Origin of the sequence: Bradyrhizobium guangzhouense (genome assembly GCF_004114955.1) — a bacterium.
GTDB classification, from domain to species: Bacteria; Pseudomonadota; Alphaproteobacteria; order Rhizobiales; family Xanthobacteraceae; genus Bradyrhizobium; species Bradyrhizobium guangzhouense.
Window position 1 is genome coordinate 3,849,654 of record NZ_CP030053.1, and the last position, 16,777, is coordinate 3,866,430.

Genomic DNA, 16,777 nt, shown 5'->3' on the forward strand with positions numbered 1-16,777 from the left:
CTGCCGCTCAGGCGGCTGTTGCCGGGATCATGGCTGCTTGGCTCCAGATCCGGATGGTTGAGCCCCCGGCCCCGGCGCAGGCCCGGTCTGGCCCTTCTGGTCGCCCTCGCTGCTCTTCCGCTTGGCGCGGAATTCGCCGTCCTTGCCTTGTCCGCCCTTCTGGCCATCTTTGGCCTGACCGCCCTTCGCGTCAGCTTGCGGAGCGCGCGTGCGCTTGCGCGGAGCGAGGTCGGCCGACGGCGTCTGCTCGTCGCGGCCGATGATGACCTTGGAGCCGTCGGACAGGTTGGCGAAGCCCGTGGTGACCACCTTGTCGCTCGCCGTCAGGCCGCTCGCGATGACCGCGTCATGCTCATTCTGCTGCGTCACCGTCACCGGCTTGGCCGAGACGATGTCGCCCTCGCCGATGACATAGCTGAACGTGCCGATCGGTCCGCGCTGCACGGCAGACGTCGGCACCACCAGCGCCTGGTTCAGCGTTTCGACCTTGAGGCGGACATTGACGAACTGGCCGGGCCAGAGCTGGTAATTCGCGTTCGGGAATTCCGCCTTGAGCCTCAGCGTACCCGTGGTCTGATCGACCTGGTTGTCGATGCCCGTGAGCTTGCCGGTGTCGATCACGGTGACGCCGTCATTGCCGAACACGTCGACCGCCAGCGCGCCTTTTGCCGCGGCCGCGTTCACCCGCATGATCTGCTGCTGCGGCAGGCTGAACCACACCGCGATCGGCTGCAATTGCGTGATGACGACGAGGCCGGTGGTGTCGGAGGCGTGGATGATGTTACCCTGGTCGACCTGGCGCAGACCGACGCGGCCCGACAGCGGAGCCACGATCTTGGTGTAGCTCAGCGTTGCCGCCGCATTGTCGATCGCGGCCTGGTCGGCCTTGACCAGCGCCTCGGTCTGCGCGACCGCCGCACGCTGGGTGTCGGCCTGCTGCTTGGAGCCGGCGTTGGAGGCGGCGAGTTGCTCGTAGCGCGTCAGGTCGATGCGCTGGTTGGCGAGTTGGGCTTCGTCCTGGGCCTTCTTGGCCACAGCCTGGTCATACGTCGCCTGGTAGAGCGCCGGATCGATCTCGCCGAGCACGTCGCCCTTCTTGACGTCCTGGCCTTCGGTGAATTTCACCGCGATCAGCTTGCCGTCGACCTGGGAGCGCACGGTGACCGTGTTGAGCGCGCGGATGGCGCCGACGCCGTCGAGATAGACAGGCACGTCCTGGACCCTCGGCGTTGCCGCCAGCACCGGCACCGGCAGATCGGGCCGCTGCTGGCCGCGACCTCCGGCCGCCTGCTGCGGTTGCTGATGCCACACGGTCCAGCCGAGATAGCCGAGCCCGCCGAGGATCGCGAGCGTGATCAGGGTCATGACGAAGCCGCGGCCGCGCGACTTTTTCGCCGTCCCTGCTTTCGCGCCGTCCTTCGTATCCGGCTTAAAGAGCATTGACCGGTTTCTCCATTCGCGGCTCCCAGCCGCCGCCGAGCGCCTGATACAGGCTGACGATGGCCAGAAGGCGTGCGAGCTGTGCCTGTGACAGCGTGTCTTCGGCCTGGAACAGCGTCAGCTGGGTGTTGAGCACGGTCACGATATCGGCCGTGCCGGCGCGCAGCTGCTGCTCGGCGAGATCGAAGGCGCGCCGCGAGGCGTTGACCACGTCGCGCTGCAATTGCAGCTTGATCGTGGTCTGCTTGATTGAAAATAGTGCGTTGTCGACGTCGGTGAAGGCCTGAACGATGGTCTTGCGATAGGTCTGCAGCAATTCGTCCTGCCGCGCCTTGGCATATTCGAAATTGCCGAGGATCTTGCCGCCGTCGAAGATCGGCTGGGTCGCGCTGCCGACCAGCTGGAAGAACGCCGCGTGCGGCTGGAACAGCGAAAACAGCGCCGAGCTCTGATAGCCGCCGTTGCCGGTGAGCTGAATGCTCGGGAAGAATTGCGCACGGGCATTGCCGATATTCGCGGTGGCGGAGGCAAGCTGCGCCTCCTGCCGCCGGATATCAGGCCGCTGCGTCAGCAGCTCCGACGGCAGCCCGGGCGTGACGCGCGGAATGGCGATCCGGTCCAGCGAACCGCCGGCAAGCCGCACGCTCTCCGGCGGGCGCGACACCAGCACCGCGAGCGCGTTGGCATTCTGGTCGAGGGTCTGGCGCAGCGGCGGCACCAGCGCCTTCTGGTTGGCCAGCACGCTCTCCTGCTGAGCGACGTCGAGATCAGTCCCCGTCCCGGCCTTGCGGCGTTCGCCGATGGCATCGAGGATGCGCTGGGCGCTGGCGATGTTGCGCTGGGCGGTGCGCAGGCGGTCCTGCGAGGCCAACACCTGGAAATAGGCGTTGGCGACGGCGGCGAGCGTCGTCAGCGCGACGGTATCGCGATCGAAACGGTTGGCCTTGGCGGTCTCCTCCGCCGTTTGCAGTGCATCGCGGTTCTGGCCCCAGAAATCGAGCTGGTAGCTGGCGCTCAGCGACGAGGAGTAATTGACGACCTCGCGGCCGCCGTTGGTGAGGCCGGATGAGCTCGAGCCCGACGTGCGCGAATAGGTCTCCGATCCGCTCCCCGACAGGCTCGGCAACAGCGCCGCGCCTGCCTGCCGCGCCTGGGCGTCCGCCTCGACGATGCGCGCGACGGCGGCAGCGATATCGAGATTGACGGTCTGCGCCTCTTCCATCAGTTGCGTCAGCTCGGCCGAGCGGAAGCCGCGCCACCAATCCAGCGTCGGCGGCACGTCCGCCTTCCCGGCGTATTTGTACTGCGCAGGGACATCGAGCGCGGGATCGGGCAGGTCCTGGGTCAGCACGCAGGCGCCCGAGCTCGCAGCCAGGCACAGGACCGCGACGGCTCGCAATGTCCGGGATGCCGGTCTCAGGGCTCCTCCCAGGACTTGTCCAAGGACTTGCCCAGGGATCTGCCCAAGTATCTGCCCAAGGAATTGCCGCCCGGCGAGGGCCGGAACCCGCTGTGTCACATCCACCCCCTGCCGGGCAGAGCACGCCGCCGCGACGCGGCCGGACAAGCCGATTCGCGGGCGGGCGGCCGGAGGCCATTCTGTAACTCATTCACAGCGTGATGCTTTCTGCGGAACCTGAAATCCATACTAGCCGGGCACGGAACTGCGGGACAGTCCCGCACCTGCGAAACGCACAGCGGACCGTGCCCGCGCCCCAGCCATCGGAATGAAAGATATGCCTGTCTTGCAGCAGTTTTTCGATTCCGGAAAAGTTCGGAAACACGATCAAGCTTACAAAGATTTCATGTGATATTGCAGCCACAGTTGTTCCTAAGACGCAACGCCGGGGCCCGCTCTCCACTGAAACCCGCGCCGCAACGCACCGTAGCTTGTCCAGCACGAGGCAGGGACATTGACGCATGCGCATCGCGGTGATCGGAACGGGCATTGCCGGCAACACGGCGGCCTGGACGCTTTCCCAGCGCTATCCCGTGACTGTCTACGACCGCGAGCTGCGACCCGGCGGCCACAGCCATACCGTCACCATCGACTATCAGGGCACGCCCGTGACCGTTGATATCGGCTTCATCGTCTACAACGAGCTCAACTATCCCGACCTCACCGCGATGTTCGCCCATCTCGGCGTCGAGACGGTCGCAAGCTGCATGAGCTTTGCAGTGTCCGCCGATGGCGGTCGTTTCGAATGGCGCGGTGGTGGCAATGATTGGTGGGCGACCGGGGCCGGCCTGTTTGCGCAGCCCAGCAATCTTCTCTCCCCCTCCTACCTGCGGATGCTGACAGAAATATCGACATTCGGCCGTCAAAGCGTCGACGACCTCCGCAACGGCCGTTTGAGCGGACTGACGCTCGGCGCCTATTTCCACCAGCGGCAGTTCTCCAAGCGGCTGCTGACCGACTATCTCGCTCCAATGGGAGCTGCCATCTGGTCTGCTCCGGCCGACGAAATCCTCGATTTCCCCGCCGAGAACTTCGTCGCCTTCTTCGACAATCATCGCCTGCTGCACTATGACCGGCCGGTCTGGCGCACGGTCAAGGGCGGCAGCCAGACCTATGTCAGGCAGCTTCAGGCCGCGTTCAGCGACCGCATCCGGCTCGGCTGCGCCGTGACGTCGATTACGCGCACCGCGCATGGCGTCGTCGTCGGTGACAGCCACGGCCGGCACGAGAGCTTCGACCATGTGGTGATTGCGGCGCACAGCGATCAGGCGCTTGCCATGCTGGCGGATGCAGATCCGCGCGAGCGCGACATCCTCGGAGCCATCAACTATTCCCCGAACAAGGTCTATCTGCATCGCGACACCAGGCTGATGCCAAAGCGCCGTCGTGCCTGGGCCTCGTGGAATTTTCTGCGTTGGCAGCGCGAGGGAGCGGCAATGAACGACGTCGCGGTGACTTACTGGATGAACCGGCTCCAGGGTATCGATGCCGACAAGCCGCTGTTCGTCAGCCTCAACCCGCCGTTCGAACCCGCGCCCGAGCTCACCTTTGGCCAATATCTCTGCGAGCATCCGCAGTACAATGCGGCCGCCTTTGCCGCGCAGAAGCGGCTGGCAGAGATCCAGGGGCTGCGGCACACCTGGTTCTGCGGCGCGTGGACCGGCTACGGCTTTCACGAGGACGGCCTGCGCTCGGGCCTTAGCGTGGCCGAGGCGCTCGGGGCGACCGCGCCCTGGCGCACGGCTCCCGTCGAGCTGGCGGAGGCCGCGGAGTAGCTTGATGGTGAGGAAAGCCCACCCAGCATCGGAGGCCGCCGCGCTCTATTTCGGCGACGTCATGCATGCGCGGCTCAAGCCCATGGGACATCGCTTCAGCTACCGCGTCATGAGCCTCTTGATCGATCTCGACCGACTGGACCAGGCGGACAGGCAATCGGCGCTGTTCGGTGTCAACCGTACCGCCCTCTACAGTTTCCACGAGAAGGACCACGGCCCGCGTGACGGCTCCTCGCTGCGAGCCTATGCGGAGCGCTGTGCCGCCGCTGAAGGCATCGACCTCGGCGGCGGCCGGGTCGAGCTGCTGTGCTATCCCCGCCTGCTCGGCTACGGCTTCAATCCGCTCTCGGTCTATTTTTGCCGTGACGCCGATGGCGAGCTGGTGCTGGTGATCTACGAGGTCCGCAACACATTCGGCGAGATTCATCCTTACATCCTGCCTGTCAGGGCCGGCGAGCTGAACGCCGCGGGTCTTCGGCAGCAACAGGACAAGCTGTTCTACGTCTCGCCCTTCGTGCAGATGGCGATGCGCTACCATTTCCGAGTGCTGCCGCCGTCCGACACGGTCAAGCTGCGCATCCTGGAGACCGACGATGATGGCCCGCTACTCGCAGCGACCTTCAGCGGCCGCCGCAAGGCTCTGACTTCGCCTGCCCTGCTGCGATCCTTCTTCAGCCTGCCGCTCGTCAGCCTCAAGGTGATGGCGGCGATCCACTGGGAAGCACTGCGGCTCTGGCTGAAGGGAGCCCGCCTGGTGCCACGCCCCGATACCGCAGGGCAGCGCAGCGACGAAACCATCTTGGCGCGCGGTAAATCGCGCCCCTATATTGTTGGTCGCTGACCGTTTGCGGGGCGCGCTCGGATCAAGCAACAGAGCGGGATGGGCGCGCTCGGCTCGCGGTCGGACAGTATCCGTTGAGGTGATGGATCTGCCGATGCCCAATGCCATTTCGGTGACACCTGATGACGTCGAGACGGTGCTCGCCGACCTGCCGCGCATCGTTCGCCTTGCGCTGACCTTCGGGTCGCGGCTGCGGCGCGGCACGCTCGACGTCACTCTGCCCGACGGCCGGGTGATCCGGCTCGGCGGACACGAACCGGGTCCGGAAGCCGCGATGCGGCTGCACAATTACGGCTTCGCATCGCGCCTGATCAACGGCGGCGACATCGGCATCGCCGAAGCCTACCTCGCCGGCGATTGGGACACGCCCGATCTCACCCAGTTTCTCTACCTGTTCTGCGTCAACCACGACCTGATTCAGGCGATGCTGCGCGACAAGCCGCTGATGCGGTTCGTGCAAATGGTGCAGCACTGGTTCAACCGCAACACGCGCCGCCAGGCGAGGCGCAACATCCACGCTCATTACGACATCGGCAATGCGTTCTATTCCGCCTGGCTCGATCCGAGCATGACCTATTCCTCGGCGCTGTTCGAGGGCTCGACCACCGACCTCACGACAGCGCAAACCAACAAATACCGCCGCCTCGCCGAGGCGCTCGACTTAAAGCCCGGCCAGAAGTTGCTCGAGATCGGCTGCGGCTGGGGCGGCTTCGCCGAATTTGCCGCCAAGACGTTTGGCGCGCGCGTCGTGGGCCTGACCATCTCCACCGAGCAGCGCGATTTTGCGCAGAGGCGGATCCACGAGGCAGGCCTCGCCGAACAAGTCGAGATCCGGTTGCAGGATTATCGCGACGAACGCGATCGCTACGACCGGATCGCCTCGATCGAGATGATCGAGGCGGTCGGCGAGGAATTCTGGCCGCGCTATTTCGCCCAGCTGCGCGACCGGCTGCTGCCCGGCGGATTGGCAGGCATCCAGGCCATCACGATCCAGGACCGGCTTTTCCAGGGCTACCGGCGCGAGGTCGACTTCATCCAGCGCTATGTTTTTCCAGGTGGCATGCTGCCTTCGCCCGAAGTGCTGAAATCGCTCGGGGACCGTTTCAGCATACCCGTCATCCGCGAGCGCATCTTCGGGCAAGATTATGCCAAGACGCTCGCCACATGGCGGAATAATTTTCGCGCGGCATGGCCGGCTCTCGCTCCCCTCGGATTCGACGACCGGTTCCGGCGGCTGTGGGAATATTATCTGGCCTATTGCGAGGCCGGATTCCTGTCCGGCAATATCGACGTCCGGCAGGTCATCTTCGCAAAGCAGCAATAAGAGTTGGCGCCCTCGCCTTGTGTGGCTGGCGACCCTACTTTAGGGTCTGACGACTTCTCGCCTCCAGCTGGTAATTGCCTGACATGACCATCAAAAACGACGTTGTCGACGCCATCGGCAACACCCCGCTGATCAAGCTCAAGCGCGCATCCGAACTGACCGGTTGCACCATTCTCGGCAAGGCCGAGTTCATGAATCCCGGCCAGTCGGTCAAGGATCGCGCCGGCAAATGGATGATCCAGGAAGCCGAGAAGCGCGGCGAGCTGAAGCCGGGCGGCCTCGTCGTGGAAGCGACGGCCGGCAACACCGGCATTGGTCTCGCGGTGGTCGCGAGCGCCCGCGGCTATCGCACGCTGATCGTGATCCCGGAGACGCAGAGCCAGGAGAAGAAGGATTTCCTGAAGCTGTGCGGCGCCCAGCTGCTGGAGTCTCCGGCGCTGCCCTACTCCAATCCGAACAATTACCAGCATGTCGGTCGCCGTCTTGCCGACGAGCTGCGCAAGACCGAGCCGAACGGCGTGCTGTTCGCCGACCAATGGAACAACCTCGACAACGCCAAGGCGCATTATGACTCGACCGGTCCCGAGATATGGGCGCAGACCGGCGGCAAGGTCGACGGCTTCGTCTGCTCGGTCGGCAGCGGCGGCACCCTCGCCGGCACCAGCCGTTTTCTGAAAGAAAAGAACAAGGACATCCGGATTGCCTGCGCCGATCCACACGGCGCCGGCATGTTCGAGTACTTCCGGACCGGCACCGCAAAGGCGAGCCCGGGCGACTCCATCACGGAAGGCATCGGGCTCGGCCGGAAAACCGCGATCGTCGAGAGCGCCAAGGTCGACGATGCCTATCTCATTCCGGACGCCGAAGCCGTGACTGTCATCTACGAGCTGCTCCAGCACGAAGGCCTGTGCCTCGGCGGCTCAACCGGCATCAACGTTGTCGGCGCGATGCGGCTCGCCAAGCAGCTCGGGCCCGGCAAGACCATCGTCACCATCCTCTGCGATTCCGGCAGCCGCTATCAATCGAAGCTGTTCAACGCCGACTTCATGCGCGCCAAGAACCTGCCCGTGCCGGAATGGCTCGAGAAGCGCAGCAACATCAAGCTGCCGTTCGTCTAGCCCGAGCCGTCGGCTCCAGCCGCTCAGCTCCAGCCCGGACGCGCCGAGCCTTGCGACACGCGCGCCAGGCGCTGGTCGGACGCCGATGGCTTGCCGGCCGCACGCGCGGGCGGCTCGAACGGGTTGATGTAGACGGCCCCGCTGCCGGCGCTCGGCCAGAAGGTGAGCGCCAGCAGCAGGCCGAGATTGACCAACCCGCCGACCATCGTGCCCTGATGCTCCCCGCCGATGGCCCAGGCCGGAAACCGCCCCGCCACCACGTGATCGACGATCATGAGCGCGATCCAGGCCGGGATGACGCAGACCGGATCCCACCCGATGTCGCGGATGCGCATCGATTGCAACATGAAGGTCGCAAGACCAAAGCAGACGATCGCGCCGATGATGGCCCAATTTCGGGTGAGGTCCTCGGGGCGGACCATGCTCGGCGACGTCGTGCGCAGCATGGCCATCGCAATTGCAAAGCAGATCGCGGTCATCACGATCGCCAGCGCAACCGTGGCCAGGAAGAAATGCAATCGCCCCAGGCGCGCATTGAGGCCGAACACGAAACCGAGCATTTGACGCTCCCCTTTTGCGCCACTTGCGCAAAAAGAGCTTTCGGACGCGTGAAGCGGCGGGCGTCATCATCGGCATGGTTATTGGCCGGCGATGAAGTCGCGTAAAACTTTAGGTTTCGGAGTCCTCGCCGGAGGCCGAAGCCGCCGCACAATAGTCCCGCCAGAACCGGCGGTAACCCGCTTCGAGCTCTCGCGTGTAGATCTCGACATTGCCGGCCGGCGAGGCTGCGATCTGGGCCGGCAATCCCGCGCGTAACTTCGCCAGATAATCCGGCTGCGCCGCAAACTTGGACGCAATCGCGACATAGCCGTCATCGTCGTCGGCGACCCAGTCGCCGAGCCCGACGGAGGCCACGATGGAGCCGCCGGCCCGCGAGGAGGCACCGTTGCCGAGCTTGGCGACGACGGGAACGCCCTTGTAGAGGGATTCCCAGGTGCTGATGCCGCCATTTTGCGGAAACGTATCGAGCGAGATATCGATCTGGTCAAAGGCCATCAGGTGGTCGTCGCGCGAAGTGCTGCCGAGGCACGTAATGTTCTCCTCGGCAATGCCCTGCGCCACGAAACGCGCGATCAGACTGTCGCGCAGCAAGGGATCGTCGAGCAGACCGTGCTTGAGGATGATCTTCGATCCCGGCACCTCGCGCATGATGCGCGACCACACCCGGATCGCATCATCCGATATCTTGTAGATGCGGTTGAACACGCCGAATGTGACGTAGCCGTTGCGAAGCATCGGCAGTTCGCCGGGATGCAGATTGGTGACAGGCTCCATCGTGATCAGGCATGGCAGATCGTAGATCTTTTCGGCAAACAAATGCCGAACCGAAGGCGGGATGAAAATGGGATCCGCGAGCACGTAGTCCATGGTCGGTATGCCCGTGCCCGTCGCGTGTCCGAAGCCGGTGGCCTGGATAGGGGCAGGCTTCCGAGCGAAAACCGCCAGCCTGTTACCGGTCGTATGGCCGGATACGTCGATCAGGATGTCGACATTGTCAGCCTGAATGCGATCGGCGAATTCGTCGTCCGAGAGGCCCCAGGCGTCGACCCAGACGTCCGCCATCGACTTGAACGCGGCGGTGTACTCGTCGGCTCCCGGCCAAGAGTAATAGCAGATGATTTCGAATTTGGCGCGATCATGGTTGCGCAGCACCGGCAGCAGGGTCAGGGCCGCCGAGTGATGCCGGAATTCGGCAGCGACATAGCCGACCACAATCCGCTTTTCCGGATCGAGCGGCCGCTTCGGCAGCTTCAGCCGCGACAGCTTTGAGCCGATCAAGTCCCACCAATCCCGTCGTACCGCCTGCTGGAGCGCGAAATCGGCCTCGGCGCGGTAGTCTTGCAAGAAGATCTTTCCCCTGATCGCGTCCTCATAGTCCGGCCGGATCGCCAGCGCGCGATCGAGATATTCGATCGCGGCGTCCATCTCTCCCTGGTTCGAATGCGCAAAGCCCATCAGCGCAAGCCCCATTTCGGAGCGCGGATTTTGTTCGATCAGGGCCGTTGCGGCGGCAATCGCCTGCGCGGTCCTGCCCATCACGACGCAGACCTGAGCCTTTCCCCGGAGCGCCAGTTCGAGCTTGGGCGAGATCGCAAGCGCCGCCTCGAAATCAGCAAGCGCCGGTTCGAGACGCTGCAACCTGTAACTGAGCCGCCCACGCTGGGCCAGAATCCTCGGCGAGCCCGGCTTGATCGCGAGCGCCATGGCAAGCTTGGCTGCCGCCTCGTCGTAATGCCGGAGATCCATGCTGACCATGCCGTTACCGACGATGGCCTCGGCGTGACGCGGCTGAAACAGCAGGGCGCGATCGAAGCTCTCCTTGGCGCGCGTGAGCTGCCCAAGCAATATCTCGACCATGCCGCGATTGCAGAACGCATCGGCATAGTCGGGTTTGATCTTGATTGCGCGCTCGTGCAACTCGAGCGCCTGTTCGTACTGCCCCAGATGCATCAGCGTATTGCCGAGGTTGGTGAGCGCCACCACAAAATTCGGCTTCAGCGCAATGGCCCTCTCCTGGCATCGCCGCGCCTCCTCGTAATTGCCGAGGTCGAAATGCACGGTCGCGAGGTTGTTGTGGGCATCGTGCAGGCGCGGATCCAGCGCAATCACGCGCTCGAGCAGCTGTTGCGCCTCCTCCAGCCGGCGGCCGTCATGCGCGCACATGCCGAGCAGATGCAGGGCGTCGACATGATCCGGGAGCGCCTTCAGGACCTCCCGGCATAGCGCCTCTGTCTCGGCATATCTGCCTTGGCCATAGGCGGCAGCCGCGGCGGAGATGACGGCATCCGCCTGCTTCATCAACTTCTTCTGCAATCGCGCGTTCTGGAATGCGCGCGCGCCGCCGCTGTTCTGCAAGGTTGCTCTCCGGAGGATGCCCTAGCGAGAGTCTAACTGATTCGCCCGGCCGGTCAGCCGGCCCAGCGCCCCCCGGGATTTCCCGGTGCTCGACACGGGACTAAGGGACGTCGCCGCCGGCCGCGGTCGCCGCACAATAGTCGCGCCAGAACTTGCGATAGGCCGCCTCGACCTCGCGCGCATAGTGTTCGACATTGCCGGCCGCAGAGGCTGCGATCCGAGCCGGCAGATCCGCCCGCAGCTTCGCCAGATATTCCGGCTGCGCTGCATATTTGCAGGCGATCGCGGCATAACCGTCATCATCGTCCGCGACCCATTCGCCAAGGCCGGCTGCGGCGACGATCGAGCCGCCGGCGCGCGACGATGCGCCGTTGCCGAGCTTGGCCACGACGGGAACGCCCGCATAGAGCGATTCCCAGGTACTGATGCCGCCGTTCTGCGGGAACGTGTCGAGCGAAATATCGATCTGGGAGAAGGCGCGCAGATGCTCGTGGCGCGGCGAGGAGCCGAGGCAGGTGACATTTGCTTCGGCGATGCCCTGCGCCGCGAACCTCGCAACAAGACCGTCGCGCACCAGGGGATCGTCGAGCAGGGTATGCTTTACGATGATCCGCGATCCCGGCACGTCGCGCATGATGCGCGACCACACCCGGATCGCCTCGTCCGAGATCTTGTAGATGCGGTTGAACACCCCGAACGTCACATAGCCGTTGCGGAGCATGGGCAACTCCGACGGCGGCACGTCCAGGATAGGATCGATCGTGATCAGGCATGGCAGGTCATGGACCTTCTCGGCCAGCAGATGGCGCGCCGATTGCGGAATGAAGACCGGATCCGCGAGCACATAGTCCATCGTCTGAAGGCCCGTCCCGGTCGCATGCCCGAAGCCCGAGACCTGGATCGGGGCCGGCTTGCGGGCGAAGACATGGAGCCTGTTTCCGGTCGTATGTCCGGATACGTCGACCAGGATATCGACCTTGTCGGCCTGGATGCGATCGGCCAGTTGGTCGTCGGAAAGCTGCCCGGCCTCGACCCAGACATCCGCCAGGGACTGGAATTTGGCGGTCATCTCATCCCGCACCTGCGCGCACGAATAGCAGATGATTTCGAATTTGGCGTGATCGTGATGACTGAGCACCGGCAGCAGGGTGAACGCCGCCGAATGGTACCAGAACTCGGCAGCAACATAACCGATCACGATCCGCCTGTCGGGATCGAGCTGGCGCGGCGCAAGCTGCCGTTGCGGCAATCTGACGCCGATCACGTCCCACCACTGCTTTCGCGCGGCCTGCTGAACCGCGAAATCGGCCTCGCCGAGATAATCCAGAAAGAAGATCTTGCGCCCGATCAAGCTGGCATCCGGCGCGATGGCGATCGCAGCGTCGAGAAGCTCGACCGCCGATGCGATCTCGCCCTGGTTTGCCAGACAGGCGCTCAGCAGTGCCATCGCCACCGCGGAGCCCGGATTTTCCTCGAGCAGCGTGGTGCAGGCCAGCATCGCCTGCGCCGTATTGCCCTTGCTGAGCGCGACCTGGGCCTTCCCCTCCAAGGCGACCTCGAGCCTTGGAGACAGCGCGAGCGCAGCGTCAAAATCCGCCGCGGCCTGCTCCAGCCTCGACAGCTCGAGATTGACCCGTCCACGGTTCGCCAGGATCTTCGCCGAGCCCGGCCTGAGCGCGAGCGCCGCTTCAAGGGCGCTCTTGGCCTCGTCGTAGTTCTTGAGCTGGATATTGACGAGGCCCTTGCCGACCAGCGCCTCCACGTGTCGCGGTTGAAACAGCAAGGTACGATCAAAGCTCTGCCTGGCGCGATCGAACTGTTGCAGGGCCAGCTCCGCCAGGCCGCGATTGCACAGCGCATCGACATAGTCGGGCTTCAGCTTGATCGCGCGATCATACGTTTCGATGGCCTCGGCGACCCGGTTCAGGTGCAACAGGGCATTGCCGAGATTGGCCAAGGCCATCGGGAAATTCGGCTTCAGCCCAATGGCCTTTTGCAGGGACGCGCGCGCCTCCTCGTATTGCCCGAGCGCGAAATGCGTGGCTCCCAGATCGGACAGGGCCTGTGCCGAACGCGGATCGACAGCCACGGCTTGACTGAAAGCCTGTCTCGCCGCCTCGAAGCGCTGCCCAGAGAACGCGCACAAGCCGAGCAGGTGCAGAGCGCTGAAATGCTCCGGGAGCTCATTCAGGATCTGGCGGCAGAGCGCCTCGGTCTCGGCATGCCGGCCCTGGCCATAGGCCGCGTTCGCAGCGGAGATGATGGCCTCCGCCTGCTTCTTGAATTTCTTCTGCAATCGCGCGTTCTGGAATGCGCGTGCGCCGGCGCTGCTCTGCAAGGTCGCTCTCCACGGGATGGCCGACGGAGAGTCTAGCTGATTCGCACGGCCGGCCGGCCGAACGGCGTCGCCCCCGGGATACCCCCGATATCAGCGCAGGATCTGGCTCAGGAACAGCTTGGTGCGGGCATGCTGGGGCGCGGCGAAGAATTCCTTCGGCGTGTTGGCCTCGATGATCTGGCCGGCGTCCATGAACACCACGCGGTTGGCGACTTCCTTGGCAAAGCCCATCTCGTGGGTGACGACAAGCATGGTCATACCCTCCTCGGCGAGGTCGACCATGGTGTCGAGCACCTCCTTGACCATTTCGGGATCGAGCGCCGAGGTCGGTTCGTCGAACAGCATCACCTTCGGGTTCATGGTCAGCGCGCGCGCGATGGCGACGCGCTGCTGCTGGCCGCCGGACATCTGGCCGGGAAACTTGTTGGCCTGATGCGGGATCTTGACCCGCTCCAGGAATTTCATCGCGGTTTCCTCGGCGTCCTTCTTGGGAATGTTGCGGACCCAGATCGGCGCCAGCGTGCAATTGTCCAGCACGGTGAGATGCGGGAACAGATTAAAGCTCTGGAACACCATGCCGACCTCGCGGCGGACCGCGTCGACATGCTTGAGGTTCGGCCCGAGCTCGATGCCGTCGACGACGATCTCGCCCTCCTGGAACTCCTCGAGCGCGTTGATGCAGCGGATCAAGGTCGACTTGCCCGAGCCCGAGGGGCCGCAGATCACGATGCGCTCGCCCTTGTTGACCGCGAGGTCGATGTCGCGGAGCACGTGAAACTCGCCGTACCATTTGTTGAGGCCGGAAATGTTGACGATGGGACCTGCGGACATGGGGGCCTCGATCAGTTGCGGCGGTGGGCATTGAGGCGGTGCTCGACGAAGAGCGAGTAACGCGACATCCCAAAGCAGAAGATGAAGTAAATGATGCCGACAAACGCGAATCCGGTGAAGGCGGTCGACGGCGTGGTCCAGACCGGATCGGCAAACGAGGCCCGCAGCGAGCCGAGCAGATCGAACAGCGCGACGATCGAGACCAGCGAGGTGTCCTTGAACAGCGAAATGAAGCTGTTGACGATGGCGGGAATGACGTGGCGCAGCGCCTGCGGCAGCACGATCAGCGAGGTCGTCTTCCACCAGGACAGGCCGAGCGCGGAGGCCGCCTCTCCCTGCCCGCGCGGCACCGCCGCCAGACCGCCGCGCAGGTTCTCGGCCTGATAGGCGCCGGTGAACAGGGAAACGCCGATCAGCGCGCGCACCAGGCCGTCGACGGTGAAGTTTCCCGGCAGGAACAGCGGCAGCATGTAGGTCGCGAAGAACAGCACCGTGATCAGCGGCACCCCGCGCCAGAACTCGATATAGGTGATCGAGAAGATCCGGATCAGGGGAATGGTCGAGCGCCGGCCGAGCGCGAGCGCGACGCCGATCGGCAGTGACGCCACGATGCCGGTAATCGCGATCACCAGGGTCACCAGCAGCCCGCCCCACAACCGCGTATCGACGATCGGCAAGCCTCCGCGATCGAGCCCCATCAGCTTGATCACGGCCGCAATTCCGACGAACGTTGCGAGGCTTGTGATCAGCGGCCGCGATCCGGCACGCGCTCCGCCACCGAGCACGAACAGGACGGCCGAGACGACCACGGCCGTGATCAGGAAGTCGAGCCAGGGCCCCTGTCCTGCCGCCTGCATCTGGTCGCGCAGCCAGGTCAGCGGAAAGATCACCCAATGCAGCAACGTGCCGACCAACGCGATGACGCTGCCGATCGCCCAGAGTGCCGGGCCGGCGGCCGAGGACTTGCTCAGACCGACCACGACCTCACCGGCTCCGCTGATGCTGTCGGCGAACAATTGCAGGAGGTCTGCGACCCAGCTCACGCCGAAGCCCGCCATGCCGCCGCCATGCAGCAGGAAGAATGCGACAGCGGGAAAGGCGAAGAAGAACAGCCCGGCGTTCACGCTCTTGGCCGGCAGACGCGGAATCAGCAGCGGCAGCAGCAGCACGGCGCCCATCGCGAAGGTCAGGTTGACCCGCCAGCGTTCGGCCTCGGGATAGAAGCCGTAGAAAAGCTGCGTGAACTTGGCCTGGATAAAGGGCCAACAGGCGCCGACCGGACGGCCGGCATTCTCGGCAAGGCAGGCCGTGCGGTCCTTGCCGCTCCAGACCGCGTCGACCAGAAGGAACTTGATGCTTGGAACAACGGTGTACCAGACCAGCAACAGGCCGAGAATCGTCAGCAGGATATTGGTCGGCGAGTTCAACAGGCGCGTGCGCACGAAGCCGAGGAAGCCTGCGGTCCTGACCGGCGCCGGACGCTCGGCAACCAGGTCCTGACGGACGAAGGATGACGCCGTGATGTCGGTCATGCGCCGAGACTCCGGCTGATGCGCCAGCCGTAGATGCTCATGACGGCGCTGGTGAAGAGCGAGATCAGGAGGTAGACGCCCATCGTCGTGGCAATGATCTCGATCGCCTGACCCGTCTGGCTCAGCGACGTGCCGGCCCATACCGACACGAGATCGGGGTAGCCGATGGCCACGGCCAGCGAGGAATTCTTGGTGAGGTTGAGATACTGGTTGGTCAGCGGCGGCACGATCACGCGCATCGCCTGCGGCACCACGATCAGCCGCAACGTCGCACCGCGACTTAGGCCCAGCGAGGAGCCCGCCTCCATCTGCCCCGTATGGACCGACAGGATGCCTGCGCGGACGATCTCGGCGATGAAGGCCGCGGTATAGGTCGACAGTCCAACGGTCAGCGCGACGAATTCCGGAATGATCCGCGCGCCGCCGGCGAAGTTGAATCCCTTGAGTTGAGGAAATTCGAACGTCAAGGGCGCGCCGAACGCAATAATCGTGACGATCGGCAACCCGACGAGCAGTGTCAGCACGTACGGCCAGATCCGGAGCACGCGGCCTTGCGCAAACAGCGCCCGCCTCGCAAAGATGCGCAATGCGAGCGAGGCGACGATGCCGAAAGCCAGCACGGCAAGGAAGGGCACAAGGCCCGGCTGAGCCAGCGGCGACGGCACGATCACGCCGCGATTGTTGAGGAAGAAGGTGCCGAAGACCGACACGCTTTGCCGCGGCGCCGGCAGCGCCGCGAGCACAGCGAGATACCAGAACAGGATCTGGAACAGCAGCGGCAGGTTGCGGATGGCCTCGACGTAGAGACCGCCGACGCGCGACACCAGCCAGTTGGGCGACAAACGGCAGAGCGCGACGACGAAACCGATCACCGTGGCGAAGAAGATGCCGACCACCGAGACCAGCAGCGTGTTCAGGACGCCGACGACGAAGACGCGGAAATAGGTATCGGACCCCGAATAGGAGATCAGGGTCTGATTGACATCGAAGCTGGCGCTGTTTTGCAGGAACCCGAAGCCGGCGGCGATGTGCTGGGTTTCCAGGTTGGTCCGGGCGTTCGATATGATCTCATAGGCAATCCAGGCCAGGATCGCGCCAAAGACAAGCTGGACGGCGACCCCGTTCCAGCCTGCCTTGCCACCGAGCGCGCGCCTCAGCTTCAGCGCGATCTGCGGTGGCGGTTTCCGGGCCTCGACGCCCATC

Annotated in this window: 12 protein-coding genes; 4 read left to right on the forward strand and 8 right to left on the reverse strand. The window is 64.4% G+C overall.

All coding sequences use genetic code 11. The features are described from left to right. Positions 1-27: 27 nt before the first annotated feature. Together XH91_RS18550 and XH91_RS18555 are read right to left on the reverse strand one after the other, a co-directional pair. Positions 28-1,440, reverse strand: a complete 1,413-nt coding sequence (locus XH91_RS18550; protein ID WP_128951902.1) for an efflux RND transporter periplasmic adaptor subunit — start codon at positions 1,438-1,440, stop codon at positions 28-30. Further along, positions 1,430-2,860, reverse strand: coding sequence for an efflux transporter outer membrane subunit (locus XH91_RS18555; protein WP_430644591.1), 1,431 nt, complete (start codon positions 2,858-2,860; stop codon positions 1,430-1,432). The genes XH91_RS18550 and XH91_RS18555 overlap by 11 nt, the downstream gene beginning before the upstream one ends. A 500-nt stretch (positions 2,861-3,360) precedes the next feature. Between XH91_RS18555 and XH91_RS18560 the strand changes: the two genes are divergently transcribed. The 4 genes from XH91_RS18560 (at position 3,361) to XH91_RS18575 (ending at position 7,957) form a co-directional block, all read left to right on the forward strand. After that, complete coding sequence (locus XH91_RS18560) at positions 3,361-4,674, forward strand: NAD(P)/FAD-dependent oxidoreductase (RefSeq protein ID WP_128951903.1); 1,314 nt, start codon at positions 3,361-3,363, stop codon at positions 4,672-4,674. A 4-nt stretch (positions 4,675-4,678) separates the two neighbouring features. Next, positions 4,679-5,515, forward strand: a complete 837-nt coding sequence (locus XH91_RS18565) for a DUF1365 domain-containing protein (RefSeq protein ID WP_128951904.1) — start codon at positions 4,679-4,681, stop codon at positions 5,513-5,515. Positions 5,516-5,609: 94 nt separating this feature from the next. Further along, on the forward strand, positions 5,610-6,839 hold the full coding sequence (locus tag XH91_RS18570) for an SAM-dependent methyltransferase (protein ID WP_128951905.1): 1,230 nt from the start codon (positions 5,610-5,612) through the stop codon (positions 6,837-6,839). Between the two features lie 83 nt (positions 6,840-6,922). Then, positions 6,923-7,957 (forward strand): cysteine synthase A, encoded by a 1,035-nt coding sequence (locus tag XH91_RS18575; RefSeq protein ID WP_128951906.1) that lies wholly within the window; start codon positions 6,923-6,925, stop codon positions 7,955-7,957. 23 nt (positions 7,958-7,980) lie between these two features. Here the strand turns inward: XH91_RS18575 and XH91_RS18580 are convergent, their stop codons facing one another. The 6 genes from XH91_RS18580 to XH91_RS18605 all read right to left on the reverse strand — a co-directional run bounded on the left by XH91_RS18580 (position 7,981) and on the right by XH91_RS18605 (position 16,776). Beyond that, positions 7,981-8,517 (reverse strand): hypothetical protein, encoded by a 537-nt coding sequence (locus XH91_RS18580; protein ID WP_128951907.1) that lies wholly within the window; start codon positions 8,515-8,517, stop codon positions 7,981-7,983. Positions 8,518-8,626: 109 nt separating this feature from the next. Continuing rightward, positions 8,627-10,873 carry an O-linked N-acetylglucosamine transferase, SPINDLY family protein gene (locus XH91_RS18585; RefSeq protein ID WP_164933814.1) on the reverse strand — a complete coding sequence of 749 codons (2,247 nt, stop codon included), beginning with the start codon at positions 10,871-10,873 and terminating at the stop codon, positions 8,627-8,629. Between the two features lie 100 nt (positions 10,874-10,973). Then, positions 10,974-13,211: an O-linked N-acetylglucosamine transferase family protein gene (locus XH91_RS18590; RefSeq protein WP_164933813.1), complete on the reverse strand. Its 2,238-nt coding sequence runs from the start codon at positions 13,209-13,211 to the stop codon at positions 10,974-10,976. Positions 13,212-13,301: 90 nt separating this feature from the next. Continuing rightward, on the reverse strand, positions 13,302-14,042 hold the full coding sequence (locus tag XH91_RS18595; RefSeq protein ID WP_128951908.1) for an amino acid ABC transporter ATP-binding protein: 741 nt from the start codon (positions 14,040-14,042) through the stop codon (positions 13,302-13,304). A gap of 11 nt (positions 14,043-14,053) precedes the next feature. After that, a complete protein-coding gene (locus tag XH91_RS18600; protein ID WP_128951909.1) occupies positions 14,054-15,574 on the reverse strand; it encodes an amino acid ABC transporter permease in 1,521 nt (506 codons plus the stop codon). After that, positions 15,571-16,776, reverse strand: a complete 1,206-nt coding sequence (locus XH91_RS18605) for an amino acid ABC transporter permease (protein WP_128951910.1) — start codon at positions 16,774-16,776, stop codon at positions 15,571-15,573. The genes XH91_RS18600 and XH91_RS18605 overlap by 4 nt, the downstream gene beginning before the upstream one ends. Position 16,777: the final 1 nt, after the last annotated feature.

Coding starts and splice junctions, on each gene's coding strand:
- XH91_RS18565 (WP_128951904.1), top strand. CDS start 4,679: ATGGTGAGGAAAGCCCACCCAGCATCGGAGGCCGCCGCGCTCTATTTC.
- XH91_RS18595 (WP_128951908.1), bottom strand. CDS start 14,042: ATGTCCGCAGGTCCCATCGTCAACATTTCCGGCCTCAACAAATGGTAC.
- XH91_RS18600 (WP_128951909.1), bottom strand. CDS start 15,574: ATGACCGACATCACGGCGTCATCCTTCGTCCGTCAGGACCTGGTTGCC.
- XH91_RS18605 (WP_128951910.1), bottom strand. CDS start 16,776: ATGGGCGTCGAGGCCCGGAAACCGCCACCGCAGATCGCGCTGAAGCTG.
- XH91_RS18575 (WP_128951906.1), top strand. CDS start 6,923: ATGACCATCAAAAACGACGTTGTCGACGCCATCGGCAACACCCCGCTG.
- XH91_RS18570 (WP_128951905.1), top strand. CDS start 5,610: ATGCCCAATGCCATTTCGGTGACACCTGATGACGTCGAGACGGTGCTC.
- XH91_RS18580 (WP_128951907.1), bottom strand. CDS start 8,517: ATGCTCGGTTTCGTGTTCGGCCTCAATGCGCGCCTGGGGCGATTGCAT.
- XH91_RS18550 (WP_128951902.1), bottom strand. CDS start 1,440: ATGCTCTTTAAGCCGGATACGAAGGACGGCGCGAAAGCAGGGACGGCG.
- XH91_RS18560 (WP_128951903.1), top strand. CDS start 3,361: ATGCGCATCGCGGTGATCGGAACGGGCATTGCCGGCAACACGGCGGCC.